Below are 21186 nucleotides of genomic sequence, written 5' to 3' on the forward strand. Positions count from 1 at the left end.
GGCGAAACTAGAACTGCACGCGCGGCGGCTCGGCGATCGCAGCACTGTCTGCAACCTCGAAGAACTCCCGCTCGTTGAAGCCGAGGCCGCGTGCGAACAGGTTGTTCGGGAAGACCTTGATCTTCGTGTTCAGCTCGCGCACGCCACCGTTGTAGAAGCGGCGGGCGGCCTGGATCTTGTCTTCGGTGTCGACAAGAGCATGCTGCACCTGAAGGAAGTTCTGGCTTGCCTGCAGCTGAGGGTATGCCTCGGCAACCGCGAACAGGCTCTTGAGCGCCTGCTGCAGGTGGCCTTCGGCAATGCCTGCCTCACCAGGGCTGCCTGCGGACAACGTCTCGGCACGGGCGCGCGTGACATTCTCGAACACGGCCTTCTCGTGTGAGGCGTATCCCTTGACCGTCTCGATGAGGTTCGGGATGAGATCGGCGCGTCGTTTGAGCTGCACCGTGATACCGCTCCATGCCTCGTCGACACGGACATTCAGTTGTACGAGGGAGTTGTACGTCGCCCAGAAGTAGACGCCGATGAGCACCAGTACTGCAACGACAATCAGAACCGGAATGAGCCATTCCATGGCGAGTAACCCCCTTGAGCCGAATTTCTTTTCATACTATCCACGCAGTCTGCGTGTGGACTGGGTGACGCGTCACGCGCCCAGAATTCGGTCGAGATATCGGTTCGCAAACCGGCGTTCGGGATCCATCCGATCGCGCAACTGCACGAAGTCGTCGAAGCGGGGATAGCGTTCACGCAACTGTTCAGCGTTCAGTGTGTGCAGCTTTCCCCAGTGTGGACGCCCGCCGTACTCGAGACAGATCAGCTCGACGGCTTCGAAATACTCCGTCGGGTCAGCCCGCCAGTATCTGTGCACTGCGATGTAGCCGCTGGCTCGATCGTGAGCGGTGGAAAGCCATCGATCATCCGCTGCGGCGAAACGCACTTCGACCGGGAACTCGATCTTCCATCCGCGCTGGGCGATCAACTCCTGCACTGCACGAAAAGCCGGAACGACGTTCTCCGCAGGCAGTGCGTACTCCATCTCTCGGAACCGCACCGTGCGGCTCTGTGTCAGGACGGTGTGGGAGCGGTCGGTGTACTCCCGGTTTCCGGTGAGCTTCACTGCCAGTCGGCTGAACGGCGGAGTGACCGCCGGAACCACCTGTCCCGCCGCGCACACCATCCGGTACACGCCGTTGGACAGCAGAGTCTCATCGATCCATCTGCCGACGCGCGGCAGCGGGTGCCGCGGAGTCGATTCCGGCAGACGCGTCTGACGCTTCGTCAGCGCGACATCGGTGTGGGGAAACCAGTAGAACTCGAAATGATCCGCCGATGCGACACGCTCATCCAACGTCGCCAGCACATCGTCGAGCGGTGCCGGCTCATCGATCGCATGCATCACGAAGGCCGGCCCACACTGCAGCGTCACGTCAACGAGGATGCCGAGCGCGCCGAGCCCCAGTGCCACCGCCGGAAGGAGTTCGGCGTTCTCATCCTCGCTGACGCGCAGGAAGTCACCGTCTGCAGTGATCAGGGTCGCAGCGACCACCTGGGTCGCGAGTCCCCCGAACTCGGCACCCGTGCCGTGCGTTCCAGTAGAGATCGCGCCTGAGATCGACTGGCGATCGACGTCTCCGAGGTTCTGCATGGCCAGCCCGTACGGCGCGAGCAGGCGTGGGATCCGGTGTAGCCGGGTGCCAGCGAGCAGGGTAACTCGCGAGCGATGCGTGTCGACCGAGACCAACCCCTGCAAGTCATCGAGTTCCAGCAGCACGCCGGGTGCCACGGCGATGCCGGTGAAGCTGTGCCCTGCGCCGACTGCCTTGATCGGCAGATTGTGCGCGATCGCCGCCTGCACGGCGCGCTGCACACCTTCCGGTGAGCGAGGGCGTTCGATGCGACCTGGTCGGACGCGGGCCGAGCGGGCCCAGTTCTGCCAGGTCCCGCCTGGTCGGGTCACAGAAAGGCCTTCCCTTCACCACGATAGGTGGGCAGTTCGTCGATCACGTCGGTGCCGGATACGAGATGGTACGCATTGATGCGCTCGGCCGGTTCGCCGCTCTTGGCGTGCCGGAACCAGACTCGATCGCCGATCTTCAGATCACGTGCTGCGCCGCCCTGCAACGGTGTTTGCACCTCACCCGCAGCCTCCCTGGGCAGCGAGCGCAGCCCTTCTGGCCAGACCGCCATCGGCTGTCGTGAGGCGACGGCGGGGCCGGAAGCGATCCATCCTCCGCCAAGCACCGTGGCGATGTTCTCCGAGGGTCGGCGCACAACGTCGAAGGCGAACGCGGTCGCCGGTGCCGGATGGAACGACCGGTAGCCGTCGAACAGATGCCCTCCGAGCAGACCGCTGCCTGCGGAGGCCTCGGTGACCGACTCATCGCTGCCGGTAAACTCCAGCGAGCCGGTACCCCCGCCGTTGAGGAACTCCAGCGGTGCGATCTCAGTGAGTGCATCCGCAATCTCGGCGCGGCGCCTGCGCAGCTCGTTGCGAGAGCGTGCCTGCACCACCCGGATGAGCGGTGCATCCGGACCGTTATCCCCCTGACCTGCGATCTGCGCCTCGTACATCTGCAGACCGACCAGCTGAAAGCCGGGACGCCGCGTAATCAGCCGGGCGAAGCGGGCGACGTCAGCGGCGGTGAACAGCGGCGATCGACGCACACCGATGTGCCCGAGCGCCGCCGATCGCCATGAAGCATCAGCATCGATGACAACGCGAATGGTCTCGCGCTGCCCCGCGGCAGCGATGTTGTCGATCAGGTCGAGATGGGCGACATCGTCGACCATCAGCGCGATACGGGATGCCGCGACCTCGTCATGCACAAGACGCTCGAGCCCCGCACGATCGACCGTCGGATAGCCGAGCACGATGTCGTCGTGGGTCTCGGAGAGCCAGAGCGCCTCGGCGAGAGAGAAGGAGAGAATGCCTCGGTATCCCGGGATCCTCAGAACCGCGTCGAGCACCCCGCGAACACGCACCGACTTCGATGCGACACGAATCGGGATGCCTCCGGAGCGCACCAGCAGATCCATCGCGTTGTGACGCAGCGCATCGACATCGATGACGGCAACGGGCGCAGCGAGGTGAGCGGTGGCATCCGTCAGTCTCGGCCACCAGCGGCCAGGATGCTCCCAGGAACGGGTGTCTGCGGACGTCGATGTCGCGGTGAGGTCGAGCACTCCCCCACCCTACGACGTCACGGGATCTCATGCGCAGATAGGCTGGTCAATGCACGCCCCCATATCCCAATGGCAGAGGAAGGCGACTTAAAATCGCTACAGTCTGGGTTCGAGTCCCAGTGGGGGCACCGGTAGAACCCAGCTTCGACTCGCTCGCCGCTACGGGTTGCGGCGCAGCCTGAACACGTCGAAGACGACCTTGAGGGTGAGCATTCCCGAAACGACGACGAGAAGATATCCGAAGATCTGGAACAGGGTCAAGCTTGGTGTGACCACTGGTCCCGCGTCGCTGATCAGCAGCATCGCCGCCATGATGCCGAACACTCCCGCGAGGAAAGTGACCGCGAGGGTGCTCACGAGTTCCCTGACGAGCACCCGATCGCGGCGGTCTGCGAACATTCGCACGTTCATGCCGAAGCGCCCGGTCGTGAGCACGCCCGTGAGCTGGTCGACGCGAGAAGGCAGACGACGTAGGAGCGGCAGAAGGTTGCCGAGCTCGGTCTTCGCCGTCGAGAGGATGCCGTCGGGGCTCTGGGCCGCAGCGATGCGTACCTCGGCGAACTCGCCGGCCTCCACGAGCATGTCGAAGCTCGGGCTGAGGTGACGCAGCGTGCCCTCAAGCGTGCCGATCGCGCGCAACGATGCCGCAAGCTCGCCGGGCAGTGCGACGCGGTTTGTCGCGAGCAGCCGGATCATCTCGGTGAACACCGTGACGTCGATGGAGGAACCGGGTCCGAGCTTCGTTGACATGAACACGCCGATCTGGCGCCGCAACGCGAACTCGTCCACTTCGTCAGGCAACTCCACGAATGCCAGCAGTGCGTCAGCGAAAGCCTTGGAGTCGCTCCGGTAGAAAGCGAGCAGAACGTTGCCGATCTGCTCACGGAACTCGGTGTCCAGACGCCCGATCGACCCGAAGTCCAGCAGCACGAGCCCGCCGCTGGGAGTGACCATGACATTGCCGGGATGGAGATCGGCATGGAAGACGCCGTCGTCCATGATCTGGGTAAGTGTGGAGCGGAACAGATGAGCGGCTTGACGTACCCTCTCAGCATCCGAAATCTCCGTGAGCGCGTCGGCGTCGCTGAGCGTGCGCCCGATGACGAGCTCCATCACGAGAACCCGACTCGTGCACAGTCGAGGATAGTGGGTGGGGATCCTCAGTCGCTCCTCGGCGGGGTGGGCTTGCTGCGTATACGTCATGGCAGCCATGTTGGATGCTTCGACCAGGTAGTCCACCTCTTCGCGCAGGTTGGCGGCGAACCCGCCCGCCAGTTCGGCGACGCCAAGGTCTTTCGCCCATTGAGTGGAGGACTCCAGCTGCCTCGCGATGCGCAGGAGGATATCGACGTCGCGTTCGATGAGCGGGATGATGCCGGGGCGTTGCACCTTGACGGCGACAGCCTCCCCGCTCAGGAGCGTGGCGCGATGCACCTGACCGATGGATGCCGCGGCCAGCGGCTTCTCTTCGAATGATGCAAAGAACGTCTCGACAGGTCCGCCGAGCTCGGTCTCTAGCAGCATCCGGATCGGATCCCACTCTGCGGCGGGCACCCGTTGCTGCAACTGCGAAAGTTCAGCCAAAAATTCCACCGGCAACAGGTCGCTGCGGGTCGAGAGCACCTGGCCGAGCTTGACGAAAGCACCACCGGCCTCCTCGAGGGCAGCGCGCAGGGCGGCAGCCTGTCGCCGCCGTTCCGCCGAGCCCCTCGAGGAGGGGTCGGTGTTCGGTTTGAACGGCAGCAGACCCGTGCGCAGTGCGATCCTAGTGATCTGCACGTACCGTTTTGTGCGTTGGGACCGTCGCCGCATGCTCGGGATCCAGTCGTCCGGGCGGGGAATCGATCCTGCAGGAACGAGCAACTCCGCAACGACGAGGAACGCGACCGCGACGAGCATGATGATTCCGAGTTGGACCGGAAGTAGCGCTGGCGTGTAAGCCTGCTGATTCCAGACGAACTGCGACTCGAATCCGATCTCGGCACCGAGGCCGAGGAACCCGGCGATGATGATGCGTCCGATACCGATCTGGGCGCCGAGGATCCGTCTGACAAACGCGGCCAGGATGACCATGAAGACGATTGTCGCGAGCGCCATCACGACGATGTCGACAAGTACAGCGGTCACAGGCATTGGATCCCCTTGCTGGAGCTATGTGGACTTCACGTTACCGACGATGGCAGTGCCCATGTTGATTTCGTGCGGGATCCGACGATATTCGTCAAGGTCGAGACGGATGCTCAAGGAGCTTCGTCTTCGTGGACAAGATTCCACAGAATCTCGAAGTCTCTGATGGTGGGCATCGAGACTCAACGCGGCCGAGAACACAGAATCCGCCCTTCCCACGTGCAGGGAAGGGCGGATTCTGTGTTTTCGAAGCTACGGTGTTTTCGAAGCTACTTCGCGGCGGGAGCCTTCTTCGCCGGCGCAGCCTTCTCAGCTGTCGAGGCGGCGGCGTTGTCAGCGACGACCTTCTTGGCCGGGGCCTTCTTCACAGCAGGCTTCTTGGCGACAGGTGCCTCTGCTACGACAGGCTTTGCGTCGGTCTTGACCTCTGCAGGCTTGACCTCGGCAGGCTTCGCAACAGCTGCGGGCGTAGCATCCGCTGCAGGACGAGGACGCGAGGCAAATTCTTCGAAGAAGGCGCGCGGCTCCTGAACCTTCTCAAGGTTCACGATGTCGCGATCGAGCCACAGGTTGTTCCACCAGCCCCAGAGCACGCGGAACTTGCGCTCCCACGTAGGCATTGCCAGGCCGTGGTAGCCACGGTGTGCGACCCAGGCAAGGAAGCCCTTGAGCGCGAACTTCCCGGACTGGAAGACTCCGGTGCCGAGGCCGAGGCCTGCGACAGCGCCGAGGTTCTTGTGCACGTAGTTCACCGGCTCTTCGCCGCGAAGAACAGCGATGAGGTTCTTCGCGAGGCGCTTGGCCTGGCGCACGGCGTGCTGTGCGTTGGGGACGCAGAAGCCACCGACGCCGCCGCCGGTCAGATCGGGAACAGCCGAGACGTCACCAGCGGTCCACGCGCCTTCGACGACGTTGCCGTCAGCGTCGATGACGCGCAGCGTGGCCTCGGCACGGATGCGACCGCGCTCTTCGGTGGGCAGGTCGCCAGCGCGCACCACCTGCGGGTTGGCCATGACACCAGCCGTCCACACGATGATGTCGCTCGGGATGACCTCGCCGGTGGAGAGCTGAACGTTGCCGCCGACGGCGCCGGTCACCTGGGTGTCCAGATGCACGTTGGCTCCGCGCTTGGCCAGGTCCTTGAGCACCCATTCGCTGGTCTGCTGCGAAACCTCGGGCATGATGCGACCCATGGCCTCGACGAGGTGGAAGTGCGTCTCCTCGAAGGTGAGCTGCGGGTAGCGCTTGAGAAGAGCAGACGAGAAGGAACGCAGCTCGGCGAACGTCTCGATTCCGGCAAAGCCACCACCGACGACGACGACGGTCAGCAGGCGCTCACGCTCAGGACCGGCCGGAAGGGAAGCGGCCTTGTCGAAGTTCGACAGCACCTTGTCGCGAACCCAGACGGCCTCTTCGATCGACTTCATGCCGATCGCGTTGTCGGCGATACCGGGGATCGGGAAGGTGCGAGAGACGGACCCTGCGGTGACCACGATCTGGTCGTACTCGAACTCGTACGCCTCGCCCACGGCGGGCGTGATGGTGGCGACCTTGTTCGCGTGATCGATCTTGGTGACCTTCGCAGCGATCACGTTCGTGCGCTTGAGGTGGCGGCGCGTGGCAACCACCGCGTGCCGCGGTTCGATCGATCCCGCTGCGACCTCTGGAAGGAAGGGCAGGTAAGTCATGTACGGAAGCGGATCGACCATGGTCACTTCGGCTTCACGCTTGCGGAGCTGCTTCTCGAGCTTCCACGCTGTATAGAAACCCGCGTAGCCGCCACCGACGATCAGAATCTTGGGCACAGTGCTGTTCTCAGGCACAGAGGGATAACTCCTAGTCAGGCTGCTGGCGTGCGCTTATCGCGCGCCGATCGGATGAGCCGGGCAGCTGCGGTGACGCCTAGCCCTAGTAGAATACCAGGCACAGTGAGTGCAATCAGCGGCAGGGTACCGTATCGCAGTGATTCAGCACTCGGGAGTAGTGGAGAACCCGGCTCTGTGGGCGGCTCAGCCGCTGGCAACGCCTCGATCTGGACCGGTGTAATCTCCGGATCTGGCAGTGGTTCTGCATCCGCGCGGCGGAACAGCCGGATCCACTCTGCCAGGTCTCCCATCGGGTTCGCGTCCACGAGCGGCACGGATGCTGAGACCGCGGCAGATGCGTCCAGCAGCCCGTAGCCGTAGTTCGGGTCCGGAACTTCCGTGATCTCTTCCACCTGGATCGCCGTCTTGATGATGCGGTTGATCACGTTGGCGGCATCCAATTCGGGGTGCGCAGCCCGGACCAGCGCGACCGCACCAGCCACGATCGGTGCGGCGCCACTCGTGCCGTCCCACCACGGCTTCAGAGTGCCGTCTGCGGAGATGCCGAGCAATCCTTCGCTGGGCGCGGAGATGCCGATCGTGATGCCCTGAGTGGATGCCTCACGACTTGCGGTGCCGGTCTGATCGACACCGCCGACGGTGAGCACACCGGGAATGGTGGCGGGGGCGCCGACGACCGAGGTGCCGCTACCGCGGTTGCCTGCCGCGACCACGACGACGACATCGTGTTCGTAGGCATACATGAACGCCTCGTCCCAACTCTTGTCCCAGTCCAACGTGTTCGTCGTGAAAGACATGTTGATGACGTCGGCGCCGTGGTCGACGGCCCAGCGGATGCCGTTGGCAACCTGTTCGACGAACGGCACGGCAGCTGCGTCGCCGAATCCCACCGAGACCGAGAGCAGATTCGCCTCGGGTGCGACGCCGATCATTCCGGTGCCGTCGCTTTTGCCTCGGCCAGCCGCAAGCGACGCGACCCAGGATCCGTGGTCGGGGTCTACGGCGCCGACGGGCGAGCGTCCGTCTGGCGTACCGCTTCCGGACACGTCCGTACCGCCGACGACAGCTTCACCGAACGTGAGCGGCACCTTGCCGACGCCGGTGTCGATGATCGCGATCGTCACACCCTTGCCGCGCGTCGTATGCCAGGCCTGACGGATGCCGGCGCCGTCGAGCCAATACTCCTTGGCGCGCACCGGGTCGGACGGATCGTCAGCGACAGGAGGTGGCGTGGCTGTTGGGGTCGGTGTCGGAGTCGCGGTCGGCGTCGGCGTCGGGTCTGGAGTCGGGGCGGCCGTGGCCCCGGTGAGCATGACGGATGCCGCCACCGCCGCAATCGCGACGGTGCCACGCAGCATCCGCATCAGCGTCATGTGATCGCTGCCCCTGGCTCATCGCACTGGCAGCGCTCAGGAGACCACGAGGAACGCTCGAGCGCGGCATCACCGATCGGGTTCACTCCACGACCCGCGGCGAGCGCGTGTCCGGCCAGTGCATGCAGGCACTTCACGCGAGTGGGCATGCCACCGGCGGAGATGCCATCGATCTCGGGCACCTCACCGAACTGCGCACGATCTGCCTGATACGCCTCGTGCGCGGCGTGGTACGCGGCCGCGACAGACTCATCCTCGGCGAGGAGACTTGCGAGTTCAGGCATCACCAGTGTGGCCTCAAGCGTCGACATCGCGGCGGTCGCGGCCGGATGAGTCAGGTAATAGAACGTCGGAAACGGCGAGCCGTCTGGCAGACGCGGGCTGGTGGCGACGACGGTGGGGTTGCCGCAGACGCAGCGCGCAGCGATGCCAATGACGCCACGTGCCTGCCTGCCGAGCTGCGCTGATACGACGTCGATCTCGGCAGATGTGGGAGGGGCAAAAGGTGGTGTCGTCACGGTCCAAGCCTACGGGAGGTGATCCTGTGGAAACCCTACGGAGCCTCGCTGGCGGTCTGGGCAAGACCGGCCCCTGCGATCGTGCGCAGAAGCTGCGGCATCCAGTCGGCGGGCGTCTGCGTGAGCTCATCGCTCACCGGTGCTTGTTCCTGCGGCAGGGCCGCCGGGTCGAGGTCATTGTCGACGAGGTAGACCACTTCCCCGGGCTTGACGTAATAGAGGCGCTCGCGCGCCTGAGTGGTGATGTATGCCGGATCTTCCCAGCGGTCGCGCTCCTGCTCGAGCGCATCAATCTCGTCGGCGCTCACCTGGACGGATGCTTCGAGGGCAGCGATCTTCTGTCGCTGATCGATGTAGGTACCAAGTGTCGGTACGAGCACCCATGCGCCCAGCACAACGAGCGAGAGCATGATGACCATGAATCCCGACAAGCGGATGCCAGACGCCCATTCCCGCACGTCGACCTGAGGTCGAGATGCCTGTGAACGAGGGTCCTGTGAACGAGGGACCTGTGATCGAGAAGAGGAAGCCGGACGTCTCGTCATGGCTCCCCCTTCTCGTCTCAGTTCTTCAGTCGCTCTGTGCTGTCAGTGTTCAGCCCTTGAAACGGGGGAACGCCGAACGGCCGGCGAACACCGCGGCCTCAGCGAGGTCTTCCTCGATGCGCAGAAGCTGATTGTACTTCGCGACGCGCTCGCTGCGCGCGGGCGCGCCAGTCTTGATCTGACCGGCGTTGGTCGCGACGGCGAGGTCAGCAATGGTGGTGTCTTCGGTCTCGCCGGAGCGGTGCGAGAGCATCGCCGTGTAGCCGGAGCGCTGAGCGAGGCTGACCGCGTCGAACGTCTCGGTGAGCGTGCCGATCTGGTTGACCTTGACCAGCAGCGAGTTGGCAACGCCGCGCTTGATACCGTCGGCCAGACGTGCCGGGTTGGTGACGAACAGGTCGTCGCCAACGAGCTGCACCTTCGAGCCGAGGGCATCGGTGAGGAGCTTCCAGTTGTCCCAGTCGTCCTCCGCGAGCGCGTCTTCAATCGTGACGATCGGGAAGTCGTTGACCAGGCCGACGTAGTACTCGATCAGCTCAGGGCCGGTCCAGTCCTTGTTGTCGAGGCGGTAGACGCCATCCTTGTAGAACTCGGTTGCTGCGACGTCAAGACCGAGGGCGATGTCCTTGCCCGGGGTGAAGCCGGCCTTCTCGATCGCCTTGATCAGGAAGTCCAAGCCCTCGCGGTTGCTGGGCAGGTCGGGGGCGAAGCCGCCCTCGTCGCCGAGGCCAGTGGCGTAGCCAGCAGCCTTCAGCTCGCCGCGCAGCACGTGGTAGGTCTCCACGCCCCAGCGCAGCGACTCGGAGTAGCTCTCCGCGCCGATCGGCGCGAGGAAGAACTCCTGCATGTCGATGCCATTGTCAGCGTGCTCGCCGCCGTTGATGACGTTGAACAGCGGCACAGGAAGAACGTGCGCGTTCGGGCCGCCAAGGTAGCGGTACAGCGGAAGGTCGGCGCTGTCAGCGGCGGCCTTGGCAACAGCGAGGCTGACACCAAGGATGGAGTTTGCGCCGGTGCGCTGCTTGTTCTCGGTGCCGTCGACCTCGTTGAGGATTCCGTCGATGATGCGCTGTTCGCTTGCCTCAACGCCCTCGATGGCCGGTCCGAGCTCGTCAATGACGGCCTCGACGGCCTTCAGGACGCCCTTGCCGCCGTAACGGCTCTTGTCACCGTCGCGGAGCTCGTATGCTTCGAATGCGCCGGTGGATGCGCCAGATGGGACGGCCGCGCGCTGGACGATGCCATCGTCAAGGAGCACCTCCACCTCGACGGTTGGGTTGCCGCGTGAATCCAGAATCTCGCGTGCGCCTACAGCCTCAATGAGTGCCACGTATGTGCTCCTTGCTCAGAGAAAAGGTGGTTGTGGAGCGTCGTCGATCCTTGTTCAGTCTAGTCCGAGGCATCCGTCCGTCACATGACGATTGCGAGTGCCACGCCATCCCAGCCCTTGATTCCGACCGTCTGAAGCGCTGTGGCGTCGAAGCGCGGATCCTCGCCCAGCATCTGCAGCGCCTCGCGCGTTCCGATGACGCGCGGATCGGCGGTGTCTGCACGCACGATCTCACCCTCGCGGCCGATGTTGTCGAGCACGACCACTGTGCCGGTGCGACCGAGACGCGCTGCCCAGTCGAGGTAGATGGTGTTTGATTCTTTGTCTGCGTCGATGAACACAAGATCGAACGGCTCGGATCCTTCGAGCGTGGGCAGCACGTCTGCCGCACGCCCGATTCGGATCGCGACGCGATCGCCGACGCCGGCCGCATCGATGCTGGCACGGGCGATCGCTGCGTTGCCAGACTCCGCCTCGATGCTCGTGACAGTTCCACCTTCACCGACGGCGCGTGCGAGCCAGATCGTGGAGTATCCGCCGAGTGTGCCGATTTCGAGCACACGGCGCGCACCGCTGATCCGGGCGATGAGGTTCAGCAGCTTGCCGCTGACCGGTGCGACTTCGATGTCGGGAAGACCGGCGTCGCGCTGCGCGGCGAGCGCCGCTTCCAGGGCTGGGTCGTGCCCGACCAGCACGTCAGAGAGGAACTCATCAGTCAGGCGCCAGTTCTCCGCGGTTGGTTCAGTCATGTGTCCCACCCAACCCCGGCATCCTGTCGCCGTCAAGGGCTCACACGGCTGATGTGAAATCTCGCTCAGGGCCCGATCGCACAGTGTCTGGTGACGTAGCCGTACAACGCCGCGCGCTGGGAATCGTCGGCGACGATCACGAATACACCGGTCCGCGGAGTGCCGGTGAGAATCGTGACCATCGCCGGGAAGCGCGTGCCGACCTTGTCTTCGGCGACCGCATGCGGGTCGCAGCGAGCGGGGACCACCCGAAGTTCGACCGTCTCCGACGTTCCGGGAGCGATCGTGACCTGCGGATTCCAGGCCGCCTCGCCTCCATCCGGCGCGAGCAGCACCGTGCCCTCGACGGACTCGATCACCACGGCATCCTCAGAATTCGCAGTGACGCGCACTTCGAGCACGGCACCCTCGTCATTTGCCTCGACCATCACTCCCTCAAGCGCGATAGTGGCCGTCTCGCTGAGCTGCTCCGAAAAACACGCGGCCTCGACATATGCGGATACGAAGCCGAACGGATCGGTGACGTCGTAGACGGCGACCGCGTCACCATCGGATGTCGAGAACCTCAGCCGCGCCGTGCCACGCATCGACTCGACGTCTGCGTCGCAGTCGGGCGGAGGCACCTCGACGCGAAGAGCCCGTGCGGCTCCTGGCGGAATGTCGGTCGCACGGTTCCATTCGGGGATCGCTGCAAGCCGCGGGTCGATATAGGACGCTGACAGCACATGAATGGTCGCGCCGCCATCGTTCTGCACCCGCATCGCCACAAGTCCGCTGGCGATATCGGTCCGGCCCTGGACAAGTGAAACGCTCACTTCGTCCGGCGCGTCGACCTCGGCAGGCAGTGCGCACGCGCTGAGAAGCAGCAACGGCGTCATCGCGCAGGCGACGAACCACCTGCATGATGCGGGGCGTGCCATGGCGACCTCCCTGAGCCCGGTGTGACCAAAGCTAGTCATCCAGAGGGCTCTGCGGAATGCCCCTCAGTCGCGTGGCGCCGATAGCATGCGTCCGACGGCACCGTCCAGTTCCGGCTGACGACGGAACTGCCCCGCGAGAACCAGCACGACCACGACGATCGCGCAGGTGATCCATCCGGCGACGCCAAGCGGACCCGCCAGTGCCATATCGAAGGTCGTACCGGCGGCGAAGAACAGCCCGATCATCGCCGCAGCAGCATTCATTGCCCCGTGCGCGAAGACCGCCGGCCACAGCGATGCCGAGCGCAGGCGCAACCAGCCGAGTAGCACACCCCAGGCGACGCATCCAGCCATCATCAGCAGCACACCGGTGATGTCAAAACGGCCGAAGTTATAGCCGAGCAGGATGACCGGCGAGTGCCACAGCCCCCACACCGCGCCGCTGATGAGCAGCGAGGGCCAGGTGCCGAGCGGGCGCAGCGCCGGAACGAGGAATCCACGCCAGCCGAGTTCTTCACCGAAAGCGAAGAAGGCATTGATCGTCGCGGCGGCGAACGGGATCGCGACGAGCTGGGAAAGGATGATGACGATCGCCGGCGGCGCCTCGACGCCGGCAGGAAGGCTCGCTGCTAGCTGCTCAGCAAAGCCGGAGAAGTGAATGAGGTCCAGCGTGACCCAGCCGCACAGAGCGGCGACGGCGATGCTCGCGACGATCACGACGACGGGTCCGAATAGTCCGAGCACCATCATCCAGACCACTCGCTTGGCGGGGCGTAGCGGCCAGATGCCCAGAAAGCGCAGCCGCTCCCCCTTCGGGATCGGGCGCAGCACGAGCATGACGATCAGCACCGCGATCGCCGGGGTGAACATCATCACCTGGATGAGGCCACCGGCCAGTGGGCTCGCGAGCCCACCATCGAGCCACAGCGGCAAGGCAACGAGCCAGGCGAGCCCCAGTGCAAGGACAACGAAGGCGATTGTGGCGATCGGGCGGATGCGAGTCATGAGCTTCCCTTGTTCATCGAAGATGTCGGTTCGGCGCGGAGAGTTTCGAGTACGGCAGCGGCCCGTGATGCCCCGTCGAGGGTGACGACGAACACGCGTCCGCTGGTTTGTGTGATCTGCAGGGCTTCGCCAACGCGCAGCACGATGCCGCGACGCCCGTCTAACCCCAGCCGCCATCCCCAGCCGCCGAACTCGCGGAACGGATCAACCTCGACTGTCTCGACCCTCTCGATGTCAGAGAGTGGGATCTGAGTGCGCGGCCAGCCCAGCAGTGAGCGTGCAGACAGACCGTGGCCGTTCACGCGCACGCGGAAGGTCAGGGTGCTGCTGACGAGTAGCGCGATCACGACCGTGGCGACACCATAGATCCACCAACCAGCGTCACCCTCGGCGATCAACATCGCGGCCCTGATGGCCAGGAACGCGACGGCGGCGAGGAGCACCACGACGCCGATCCGGCTCATGTTCGCTGTGCCGACCCAGGCGATCTTCTCCCCGCCAGCGAGAGGAATCCGCTCCGCAGCGGTTCCGTTCTGCGCGGCTGGGTGGGGCGCCTTCGGTTGCAGGAACCAACCCAGCGCTGTGAAGCCGACGAGCACGACGAATCCGAGCACGATCCACAAGCCGATGCCGGGAGCGTCTGCAGCATCCGACAGTCCGCGCTGCACTCCGACGCTCACCACCGAAAGCAGCGAGATCATGCCTGCGGTGCCGAGGTTCACCCCACCGAGAAATCTCGCCGTGGGCGACCAAGGTTGCGTGCGCGGAGGGCCGCTCGACGGAAGGCGATGGGAGAACAGTGCCATTGCCGCGAAAAGTACGATCATGCCACCGCCGATACCGATGGGCATCACGAGGTAGGTCCACCCTGGGCCGAACCCATCGGCACCATCGGTGCCCCAATGCGTAGCCGCCGGCTCGGGGATCTGCGGAAGCCATGTGGCGATCACTACCGTGGCCAGGACGATGAGCGCCAGCGGCACGATCACTCCGACCCAAAGGAAGGCGGCGCGGGCTTTGCGGACGTCGTCAGTCATGCGGGAGTCTCCTTGATGAGAGCGGCAAGAGTGGTCGGTGACACCCCGAGGGCTGCGGCGCGGGATACGAGGGTCGTGATGTCGTGTGACAGTTCGGCGAGCGGACCGGCGGATGCCGAGATGACAGCGCCCCTCCCCCGACGAAGATCCACGAGCCCCTCATCGCGCAACTGCTGGTACGCGCGCAACACGGTGTGCAGGTTGATCTCGAGCGCCTCAGCAACCTCACGGGCTGCAGGTAGTCGATCTCCTGGGGCGAGGCGCCCGGCGACGATATCCGTGCGCACGGATGCGGCGACCTGGTCAAAAAGTGGTCGGGAGCTCTCAACGTCGATCTTGATCAGCATCGTTCTCCCTTCCATCCGAACTTATACTAATTCTAGTTCAACTAGAACAACTGTCACAACCCTCCATCTACTTTGTCGCGCCGTGCGCTCTCCGCCACACTGGCGAGATGAAGATCACTCCCCGACGCCTTGCGACCGGAATGAGCCTGTGGGCTCCGAACTTCTTCAGCGGCATCCGCATCCGCCGCTTCAGTCACGACTGGACACACGCCACCGTCGAACTGCACGTGAACCTCATCACCCGCAACTTCGTGAAGACCGCATTCGGCGGGTCGATGTCGGCAATGACCGACCCGTACTTCTTCATGCTCGTGATGCACCAGCTCGGCCGTAATTTCGTCGTGTGGGATACCCGCGGCGAAATCGAGTTCATCAAGCCGGGACGCGGAGTGTTGACCGCGCATTTTCACGTTTCGCAAGAGAAAGCTGCCGAGCTCCGCGAACGCGCCAAAGGCGGCGCGAAGGTTCTGGAGTGGTTCGAGACCGTGATCACCGACCGCGACGGCGATGTCGTGGCCAAGGTACGCCGTGAGGTATACATCCGCGAGAAGAAGCGCGTCACCGCGGCTCGCCAGAGTTGAGCACCAGCCGTTCACCGCTGCATGTCACGATGACCGGATGGAACTCGCTCGTCGCCTGACACTCACCGATGCCGTCGCCATTGGCCTCGGCTCGATGATCGGTGCGGGTGTCTTCTCAGTGTGGGGCCCGGCGATCGAGGTCGCCGGTTCCGGACTGCTCGCAGCACTCGCGATCGCCGCGGTCGTCGCATACTGCAACGCCGCCTCCTCCGCCCAGCTGGCCGCGGTGCATCCGGTCGCGGGAGGCACCTACGCGTACGCCCGCGCGGAAATCGGCCCCTGGTGGGGCTTCATAGCTGGCTGGTGTTTCGTCATCGGCAAGGTCGCAAGCTGCGCCGCAATGGCGATGACGTTCGCCGCCTACGCCGCCCCCGAAGGATGGCAGATCCCGGTCGCGATCATCGCCGTCGCGGCGCTCGCCACCGTGAACTGCTTCGGGGTCACACGCACGGCTCTTCTCACCCGCATCTTGGTCGTCGCCTCACTGTTGGGTCTGACCATCGTCGCGGCAGCGGGATTCACGGCGGCTCCCTCCGCCGTACCTGCGCCTCTGCCAGATGTCACCCTCTACGGCGTGCTGCAGGGCGCGGGCCTGCTGTTCTTCGCGTTCGCCGGCTACGCCCGCATAGCGACAATGGGCGAAGACGTGACCAATCCCGCCCGGAACATTCCGCGAGCTATCGCGATTGCCCTCTCCGGAGCTCTGATCGTCTATGTCCTGATCGCGATCGTCGTGGTTCTCACGCTCGGTGCGGATGCGACGACGAGCGCCGCACCGCTAGCGGCTGTCGTGGATTCCGCCGGCTGGTCTGCCATGGCGCCGGTCGTGCGCGTGGCAGCGGCTGCGGCATCCCTCGGCGCACTACTGGCTTTGCTCACCGGAACTGGGCGGACGACGCTGGCGATGGCCAGAGAGTCTGATCTGCCCCGCTTCCTCGCCATCGTCCACCCCCGCTGGCAGGTGCCGTATCGCGCAGAGATCGTCATCGCCCTGATCGTCATCGGGATCGTGCTCGTCGCGGACCTTCGGGGTGCGATCGGATTCTCTTCGTTCGGTGTGCTGCTGTACTACCTGATTGCCAATGCCTCGGCGTTCCGGCAGCAGCGCGCGGCGCGCCGCTATCCGCGATTCATTCCGGTCATCGGCGCACTTGGCTGCCTCGTGCTGGTGAACACTCTGCCTGTTGTGGCGTCGCTCGTCGGCACGGCAGTGGTGATCATCGGGGTGCTGTACCGGATGCTTCGTATCAGGGCGCTGCGGAGCCGAGCCAGCTCGGGTCACCGACGAGCGCTGTGAACTCTTCGATCAGACGCGCGGTGTGAAACCCATCGGCGGCGGCATGATTCATTTGAATCGCCAGTGGCAGGAACGTGCGGCCGTCGTGCTCGAAATAGCGGCCGAGCGTGAATATCGGCAGGAGGTGGTTCGACCCGCCGTCGATCTGCAACGAGAAGCCGGTGAACTGCGTCCACGGGAGGCTCGACACGTCGAAAGTGTTCGCCGGCGCATCTCCCTGTGGAAAGAAACTCGTCGCGCTTCTGTGCGTCTCCAGCAGCGGCGCGGCCACGTCGTGGAACCGCCCGAAGTCGGTGTCGAACGCCGACCACACACACGCGAACGTCTCCCGCTCCGAATTGAACACGGTGAACGCCGGATGCAGCACCTCCCAAATCGCGGGCTTCCCATCATCGGTGAGCGTCATCCGGAACTCGGCGTGCCTGTTGACAATCGCAGCGAGCGCCCAGACCTGCGCAATGTAAGTCTTCCGCTCACTGTCGCGCAGCGCGGCCACCATTTCTGTCACGTCGACTTCGACCGTCACCGCGTAGGTGCACGGCACTCGATCGCGATAGTGCTCGAAGTGCTCGCGTCGCGGCCACGTCGCGAGGTCAATCGGGTGCGCGATGTTCACTGGGCCATCCCCTGTCCGTCCGCCTGCGGCCCGGCGGATCTCCAGATTAAACCAGGACGCACGGTGATGATTTCGGTGTGCTTTCACGCCAATGAGGCCGCTCGGTTCAAACCTCCTCAGGATTCGCCGCCATGCTCGTGCTCCTCCGCACTGCGGTACGCATGCGGCGCGATTCCCAGCACCGTTCGAAAGTCGTTCGTCAGGTGAGCGTGGTCGGCGTAACCGAGTTCAGCCGCGATCGTCGACAGGTCGGTTTCCGGCTGCTCCCGCACGCGCTCGGCCGCCTCTTGCAGCCGCCGTCGCCTGATCATCGCTGCCGGCGGCAGGCCGACATGCCGATGGGCGAGGCGTTGCAGGGTGCGCACAGATATCGATAGCCGCACCGCGGCTTCCTCGGCCCGGGTGATCGTGGAATCGGCCATCAGCAGGGTGGACATCTCATTGGCCTGGCGCGCGAGCGGACTGATCTCTCCGACGCGCTCGACGAGCCAGGCCGCGTATGCCGCCGCCGCGTGAGCTCGGCTCGCGCTCCCGCCCTTGTCCATTGCCTGCGATACAACGCGGTGCAGATCAGGTGCATCGAAGCCGGTCGAGTCGTCGCGGAGTGCGGATGGGTCGTCAAGGAGCGCAGCGACGGATGCCGGCTTCAGCAGCGCTCCGACGGCCCACCCGCGACCGGTCAGATCGCGATGCGATGCGCGGGTCGATGCGCCAGTGAGCTCGACACCGTCAGGATCCACGACGAGGTTGAGTGCGGGATAGGCAACGACGTGCTGGCGCGACGTGCGCCCCGGTTCGATGTTCCACTCCGGAATCCAGAACCATTCGACAAGCTCAGCAGCCTCCGCCGGCGGCAGCAATCGGTGAAACTCCGGCATCCGCGCCGGGTACAGAATTCCCCGCCAAGCATCGATCACTCTCTGACGATAGTCATTGCACCCGACATCGTGTCGCGATTCTCCAAGCGCAGCACAGGCCATGCTCCGTAGCGTGAAGTCATGAACACGACATCAGGCCTCACCGGCACTCACACCACGCACGGACGCCCGAACAACGCGACTTCTCTGACTCCCTTTCTCGCGATCCAAGGAGCCGCCGAAGCGGTCAATTTCTACCGCGATGTCTTCGGTGCAACGGTCATCGACATCACAGAGATGGGCGGAGTCGTCGTCCACGCTGATCTCGACTTCGGGCTCGGACTGCTCCAGATCGGCGAGCCCAACGCGGATTACAAGCTCGTGCCGCCTCCTGCCGGCGACGACGACTGCTATTCGCTCGGCCTCTACGTCACCGATGTCGACGCCGTCCTCGACCGCGCTGTGGCCGCTGGCGCTCAGGTGCGTGAACCGGTATCTGAATTCGTCTCCGGCGATCGCTTCGCGAGCATCCGCGATCCGTTCGGCGTGCGCTGGTCACTGATGAGTCGCGTCGAGGACTTGTCTCCGGCCGAGAGCGCAAGACGCGTCGAGGAATGGGCAGCGTCGTTCAGCTCGGGAGAAGCACCTTCTGAAGATGCCGCGGCTGAGACTCCAGCGCCATGACCACCGCCGGCAGCAGTGCCTCGGCCGTACGGCGATAGCCGGCGGCACTGGGGTGGAAGCGGTCAAGGCTGAACATCTCCTCGGATTGCTCGCGAAAGGCGGGTCCCACCGCCTCACGCAGGTCGACCGGCACCGCACCCGTACGCCACGCGACTTTCGTCTGTTCGAGAGCGAGGCGTCGCGACATCCGTGACAGCAGCGCGCGCAACGGCTGCGGCACGGGCTGCAGGGTGCCGAGGTCAGGGCAGGTGCCGATCACGACCGAGGTACCCGATGCCTGAAGTCGCAGGATCGCCTGCTCCAGGCACTCGCCGGCAGCGCCGGGCGGAATCAGGTGCGTGACGTCGTTGCCGCCGACGACGATCACCGCCACGTCAGCGCGGTAGTCGTCAGGGAGGGAGTCGAGCTGGCTGGCGAGCGCCGATGATTCCGAGCCGACCACAGCGGCGGTGCGCAGCCGCACTGGGCGCTGCATCCGCTTGGCTGTGGCCTTTGCGATCCGGCCACCGAGGGTCTCTTTGCGGTGCTTGGCGCCGAGCCCTGCCGCCAGCGAGTCGCCGAGCAGCAGCAACTCCACCGGCGACCCGCTCAGCGAGCGCGTCCATAGCCGATCAGCATCCAGAGAGTCCTCGCCGAGCGGCTTGCCGATGCGCCGACGCGCAATCGCGGCTTGGCGGGTGAGCAGTGCGCTGCCCCCGAGCGCGACGGCAGCGAAGGCTGCTCCCGCGACGAGGGCAGCGCGGACCCGAGTCATGACCCCATTGGATCGCGCGCCCGTGAACACAGCGTGAACGTCGGCACACCTGTCGGTGGATTTCCACGGATGCCGGTCAGAACACCCGGATTTCGACAGACAGGTGCGATTGTCGGCCGACAGGTGTACTCGGTCGACAGAATTGCTCAGCTCAGCGGCTTGATCTCCAGCGTGCCCGGCTCGGCGCCTGCGGAAACTGCAACGAACGCCGTGTAGCCGTCTGCCGCAGAGCGTTCGAGCAAAGCCTTGAAGTTCTTCACCCGGCGCTCCAGGCGCACGCGGACACCCTGCCCGATGAACTCGGCCTTGTGCGCGATGAGTTCGGAGACCGGAACGTCAGCATCGTGCACGAGCACAACCGCACGCGCAGCGTCGCCGGCCTCTTCGGCGACGAGATCGACGAGTCGCTCGAACCCGAGGGAGAAGCCGACCGCAGAGACCTGCTGTCCAAGGAATCGACCGATCATGCCGTCATAGCGCCCGCCGCCGCCAAGCGAGTAGTCGACGGACGGGTGCGCAAGCTCGAAGATCGTACCCGTGTAGTAGCCCATGCCTCGGACAAGGAAAGGATCGAACGTCAACGGGATGTCGCCTTCGATCGCCCGACCTGCCGCAGCAGCCTCACCAATACCGACCAGGTGCGCGACGATCTCGTCCGGCGCGTGCTCCGGCAGCGCCTTGCGGATCTGCCGTTCACCGTACGGGTTGTACTCCATGGTCTGCGGGCGATTCAAGAACGCTTCGAAGGCGTCAACAGCGGCGGCATCCGATCCCCGTTCCCGCAACTCTTTCGCAACGCCGGCCGGGCCGATCTTGTCGAGCTTGTCGATCGTGATCAGCACACCCGGGCGCTCTGGCGCGGTGAAGCCGAAGGTGTCAAGCATCCAATCGAGCACGCGGCGATCATTGATCCGCACCGTCGCACCCTCAAGGCCCAGCGCGTCGACGGCGTCGAGCGAGGCAACCATCAACTCAGCCTCAGCTCGTGAGGAGTCATCGCCAATGATGTCGATGTCGCACTGCATGAACTGGCGATAGCGACCCTTCTGCGGGCGCTCCGCACGCCAGACCGGGCCGATCTGGATCGCCCGGAAGACCCCGGGCAGCTGGGCACGGTTGCTCGCATAGAAGCGGGCAAGCGGAACCGTCAAGTCATAACGGAGTCCGAGATCAGAGAGTGCCGCAGGATCATCGGCTGCCGCGCGGACCGCCTCAGCATCCAGCCCTCGACGCAGAACGTTGTATGCCAGCTTCTCGTTGTCGCCACCGATACCCGCGTGTAGACGCGAGTATTCCTCCAGCGCCGGTGTTTCGATCTCATCAAAGCCATGAGCGCGGTAGCGCCTACGGATGACGGAGAGCACACGCTCACGGCGTGCCTTGTCGGCGGGGAGGATGTCGCGCATGCCGCGCGGCGGGTTCACAGTAGCCACG

21 protein-coding genes and 1 tRNA gene are annotated in these 21186 nt (G+C 64.7%); 4 read left to right on the plus strand and 18 right to left on the minus strand.

The features are described 5' to 3' along the window. Positions 1-7: 7 nt before the first annotated feature. The 3 genes from AC1C2Q_RS03215 to AC1C2Q_RS03225 all read right to left on the minus strand — a co-directional run bounded on the left by AC1C2Q_RS03215 (position 8) and on the right by AC1C2Q_RS03225 (position 3186). A complete protein-coding gene (locus AC1C2Q_RS03215; protein ID WP_495429600.1) occupies positions 8-574 on the minus strand; it encodes a LemA family protein in 567 nt (188 codons plus the stop codon). A 72-nt stretch (positions 575-646) separates the two neighbouring features. Beyond that, positions 647-1960, minus strand: a complete 1314-nt coding sequence (locus AC1C2Q_RS03220; protein ID WP_495448957.1) for a D-arabinono-1,4-lactone oxidase — start codon at positions 1958-1960, stop codon at positions 647-649. Continuing rightward, on the minus strand, positions 1957-3186 hold the full coding sequence (locus AC1C2Q_RS03225; protein ID WP_495448958.1) for an alanine racemase: 1230 nt from the start codon (positions 3184-3186) through the stop codon (positions 1957-1959). The genes AC1C2Q_RS03220 and AC1C2Q_RS03225 overlap by 4 nt, the downstream gene beginning before the upstream one ends. A 55-nt stretch (positions 3187-3241) precedes the next feature. Here AC1C2Q_RS03225 and AC1C2Q_RS03230 point away from each other — a divergent pair. Next, positions 3242-3314 (plus strand) — tRNA-Leu (locus AC1C2Q_RS03230). Between the two features lie 31 nt (positions 3315-3345). Here the strand turns inward: AC1C2Q_RS03230 and AC1C2Q_RS03235 are convergent. The 11 genes from AC1C2Q_RS03235 to AC1C2Q_RS03285 all read right to left on the minus strand — a co-directional run bounded on the left by AC1C2Q_RS03235 (position 3346) and on the right by AC1C2Q_RS03285 (position 14963). Then, entirely contained in the window at positions 3346-5319 is a 1974-nt protein-coding gene (locus AC1C2Q_RS03235; RefSeq protein ID WP_495448959.1) for an ABC1 kinase family protein, read from the minus strand. A gap of 263 nt (positions 5320-5582) precedes the next feature. After that, positions 5583-7118 carry an NAD(P)/FAD-dependent oxidoreductase gene (locus AC1C2Q_RS03240; RefSeq protein WP_495450536.1) on the minus strand — a complete coding sequence of 512 codons (1536 nt, stop codon included), beginning with the start codon at positions 7116-7118 and terminating at the stop codon, positions 5583-5585. 35 nt (positions 7119-7153) lie between these two features. Further along, the gene (locus AC1C2Q_RS03245) at positions 7154-8503 is read right to left on the minus strand and encodes a S8 family serine peptidase (protein WP_495450537.1); all 1350 of its coding nucleotides are present in this window, start codon (positions 8501-8503) and stop codon (positions 7154-7156) included. Positions 8504-8508: 5 nt separating this feature from the next. Further along, complete coding sequence (locus AC1C2Q_RS03250) at positions 8509-9030, minus strand: DUF501 domain-containing protein (protein WP_495429603.1); 522 nt, start codon at positions 9028-9030, stop codon at positions 8509-8511. 35 nt (positions 9031-9065) lie between these two features. Then, positions 9066-9449: an FtsB family cell division protein gene (locus AC1C2Q_RS03255; RefSeq protein WP_495448960.1), complete on the minus strand. Its 384-nt coding sequence runs from the start codon at positions 9447-9449 to the stop codon at positions 9066-9068. Between the two features lie 175 nt (positions 9450-9624). Continuing rightward, positions 9625-10905, minus strand: a complete 1281-nt coding sequence (gene eno, locus AC1C2Q_RS03260) for a phosphopyruvate hydratase (RefSeq protein ID WP_495429605.1) — start codon at positions 10903-10905, stop codon at positions 9625-9627. A gap of 80 nt (positions 10906-10985) precedes the next feature. Then, a complete protein-coding gene (locus AC1C2Q_RS03265) occupies positions 10986-11654 on the minus strand; it encodes an O-methyltransferase (protein WP_495448961.1) in 669 nt (222 codons plus the stop codon). A gap of 65 nt (positions 11655-11719) precedes the next feature. Further along, entirely contained in the window at positions 11720-12574 is an 855-nt protein-coding gene (locus AC1C2Q_RS03270) for a hypothetical protein (protein ID WP_495448962.1), read from the minus strand. 63 nt (positions 12575-12637) lie between these two features. Continuing rightward, the gene (locus AC1C2Q_RS03275) at positions 12638-13579 is read right to left on the minus strand and encodes a CPBP family intramembrane glutamic endopeptidase (RefSeq protein WP_495429608.1); all 942 of its coding nucleotides are present in this window, start codon (positions 13577-13579) and stop codon (positions 12638-12640) included. Further along, on the minus strand, positions 13576-14616 hold the full coding sequence (locus tag AC1C2Q_RS03280; protein WP_495448963.1) for a DUF1648 domain-containing protein: 1041 nt from the start codon (positions 14614-14616) through the stop codon (positions 13576-13578). The genes AC1C2Q_RS03275 and AC1C2Q_RS03280 overlap by 4 nt, the downstream gene beginning before the upstream one ends. Next, on the minus strand, positions 14613-14963 hold the full coding sequence (locus tag AC1C2Q_RS03285; RefSeq protein ID WP_495448964.1) for a GntR family transcriptional regulator: 351 nt from the start codon (positions 14961-14963) through the stop codon (positions 14613-14615). The genes AC1C2Q_RS03280 and AC1C2Q_RS03285 overlap by 4 nt, the downstream gene beginning before the upstream one ends. Before the next feature lie 107 nt (positions 14964-15070). Here AC1C2Q_RS03285 and AC1C2Q_RS03290 point away from each other — a divergent pair, with 107 nt between their 5' ends. Further along, positions 15071-15544 (plus strand): DUF4442 domain-containing protein, encoded by a 474-nt coding sequence (locus tag AC1C2Q_RS03290; protein ID WP_495448965.1) that lies wholly within the window; start codon positions 15071-15073, stop codon positions 15542-15544. Positions 15545-15581: 37 nt separating this feature from the next. Continuing rightward, positions 15582-16841: an APC family permease gene (locus tag AC1C2Q_RS03295; RefSeq protein ID WP_495448966.1), complete on the plus strand. Its 1260-nt coding sequence runs from the start codon at positions 15582-15584 to the stop codon at positions 16839-16841. On the opposite strand, the gene AC1C2Q_RS03300 is transcribed toward AC1C2Q_RS03295, so the two are convergent. Both AC1C2Q_RS03300 and AC1C2Q_RS03305 read right to left on the minus strand, forming a co-directional pair. Next, the gene (locus AC1C2Q_RS03300; RefSeq protein WP_495448967.1) at positions 16792-17457 is read right to left on the minus strand and encodes a CatA-like O-acetyltransferase; all 666 of its coding nucleotides are present in this window, start codon (positions 17455-17457) and stop codon (positions 16792-16794) included. The genes AC1C2Q_RS03295 and AC1C2Q_RS03300 overlap by 50 nt on opposite strands. A gap of 116 nt (positions 17458-17573) precedes the next feature. Next, positions 17574-18374, minus strand: a complete 801-nt coding sequence (locus AC1C2Q_RS03305; protein ID WP_495448968.1) for an AraC family transcriptional regulator — start codon at positions 18372-18374, stop codon at positions 17574-17576. An 81-nt stretch (positions 18375-18455) separates the two neighbouring features. Between AC1C2Q_RS03305 and AC1C2Q_RS03310 the strand changes: the two genes are divergently transcribed. After that, a complete protein-coding gene (locus AC1C2Q_RS03310) occupies positions 18456-18998 on the plus strand; it encodes a VOC family protein (RefSeq protein ID WP_495448969.1) in 543 nt (180 codons plus the stop codon). On the opposite strand, the gene AC1C2Q_RS03315 is transcribed toward AC1C2Q_RS03310, so the two are convergent. Together AC1C2Q_RS03315 and hisS are read right to left on the minus strand one after the other, a co-directional pair. Next, positions 18943-19752 carry an SGNH/GDSL hydrolase family protein gene (locus tag AC1C2Q_RS03315; protein WP_495448970.1) on the minus strand — a complete coding sequence of 270 codons (810 nt, stop codon included), beginning with the start codon at positions 19750-19752 and terminating at the stop codon, positions 18943-18945. The genes AC1C2Q_RS03310 and AC1C2Q_RS03315 overlap by 56 nt on opposite strands. A 146-nt stretch (positions 19753-19898) precedes the next feature. After that, a complete protein-coding gene (hisS, locus tag AC1C2Q_RS03320) occupies positions 19899-21158 on the minus strand; it encodes a histidine--tRNA ligase (protein ID WP_495450538.1) in 1260 nt (419 codons plus the stop codon). Positions 21159-21186 lie beyond the last annotated feature (28 nt).

The sequence above is a fragment of the Microbacterium sp. Y356 genome (assembly GCF_059445355.1).

Coding starts and splice junctions, on each gene's coding strand:
- AC1C2Q_RS03215 (WP_495429600.1), bottom strand. CDS start 574: ATGGAATGGCTCATTCCGGTTCTGATTGTCGTTGCAGTACTGGTGCTC.
- AC1C2Q_RS03235 (WP_495448959.1), bottom strand. CDS start 5,319: ATGCCTGTGACCGCTGTACTTGTCGACATCGTCGTGATGGCGCTCGCG.
- AC1C2Q_RS03245 (WP_495450537.1), bottom strand. CDS start 8,503: ATGCGGATGCTGCGTGGCACCGTCGCGATTGCGGCGGTGGCGGCATCC.
- AC1C2Q_RS03255 (WP_495448960.1), bottom strand. CDS start 9,449: ATGGTCATCATGCTCTCGCTCGTTGTGCTGGGCGCATGGGTGCTCGTA.
- AC1C2Q_RS03265 (WP_495448961.1), bottom strand. CDS start 11,654: ATGACTGAACCAACCGCGGAGAACTGGCGCCTGACTGATGAGTTCCTC.
- AC1C2Q_RS03270 (WP_495448962.1), bottom strand. CDS start 12,574: ATGGCACGCCCCGCATCATGCAGGTGGTTCGTCGCCTGCGCGATGACG.
- AC1C2Q_RS03275 (WP_495429608.1), bottom strand. CDS start 13,579: ATGACTCGCATCCGCCCGATCGCCACAATCGCCTTCGTTGTCCTTGCA.
- AC1C2Q_RS03280 (WP_495448963.1), bottom strand. CDS start 14,616: ATGACTGACGACGTCCGCAAAGCCCGCGCCGCCTTCCTTTGGGTCGGA.
- AC1C2Q_RS03285 (WP_495448964.1), bottom strand. CDS start 14,963: ATGCTGATCAAGATCGACGTTGAGAGCTCCCGACCACTTTTTGACCAG.
- AC1C2Q_RS03290 (WP_495448965.1), top strand. CDS start 15,071: ATGAAGATCACTCCCCGACGCCTTGCGACCGGAATGAGCCTGTGGGCT.
- AC1C2Q_RS03295 (WP_495448966.1), top strand. CDS start 15,582: ATGGAACTCGCTCGTCGCCTGACACTCACCGATGCCGTCGCCATTGGC.
- AC1C2Q_RS03310 (WP_495448969.1), top strand. CDS start 18,456: ATGAACACGACATCAGGCCTCACCGGCACTCACACCACGCACGGACGC.
- AC1C2Q_RS03315 (WP_495448970.1), bottom strand. CDS start 19,752: ATGACTCGGGTCCGCGCTGCCCTCGTCGCGGGAGCAGCCTTCGCTGCC.
- hisS (WP_495450538.1), bottom strand. CDS start 21,158: ATGCGCGACATCCTCCCCGCCGACAAGGCACGCCGTGAGCGTGTGCTC.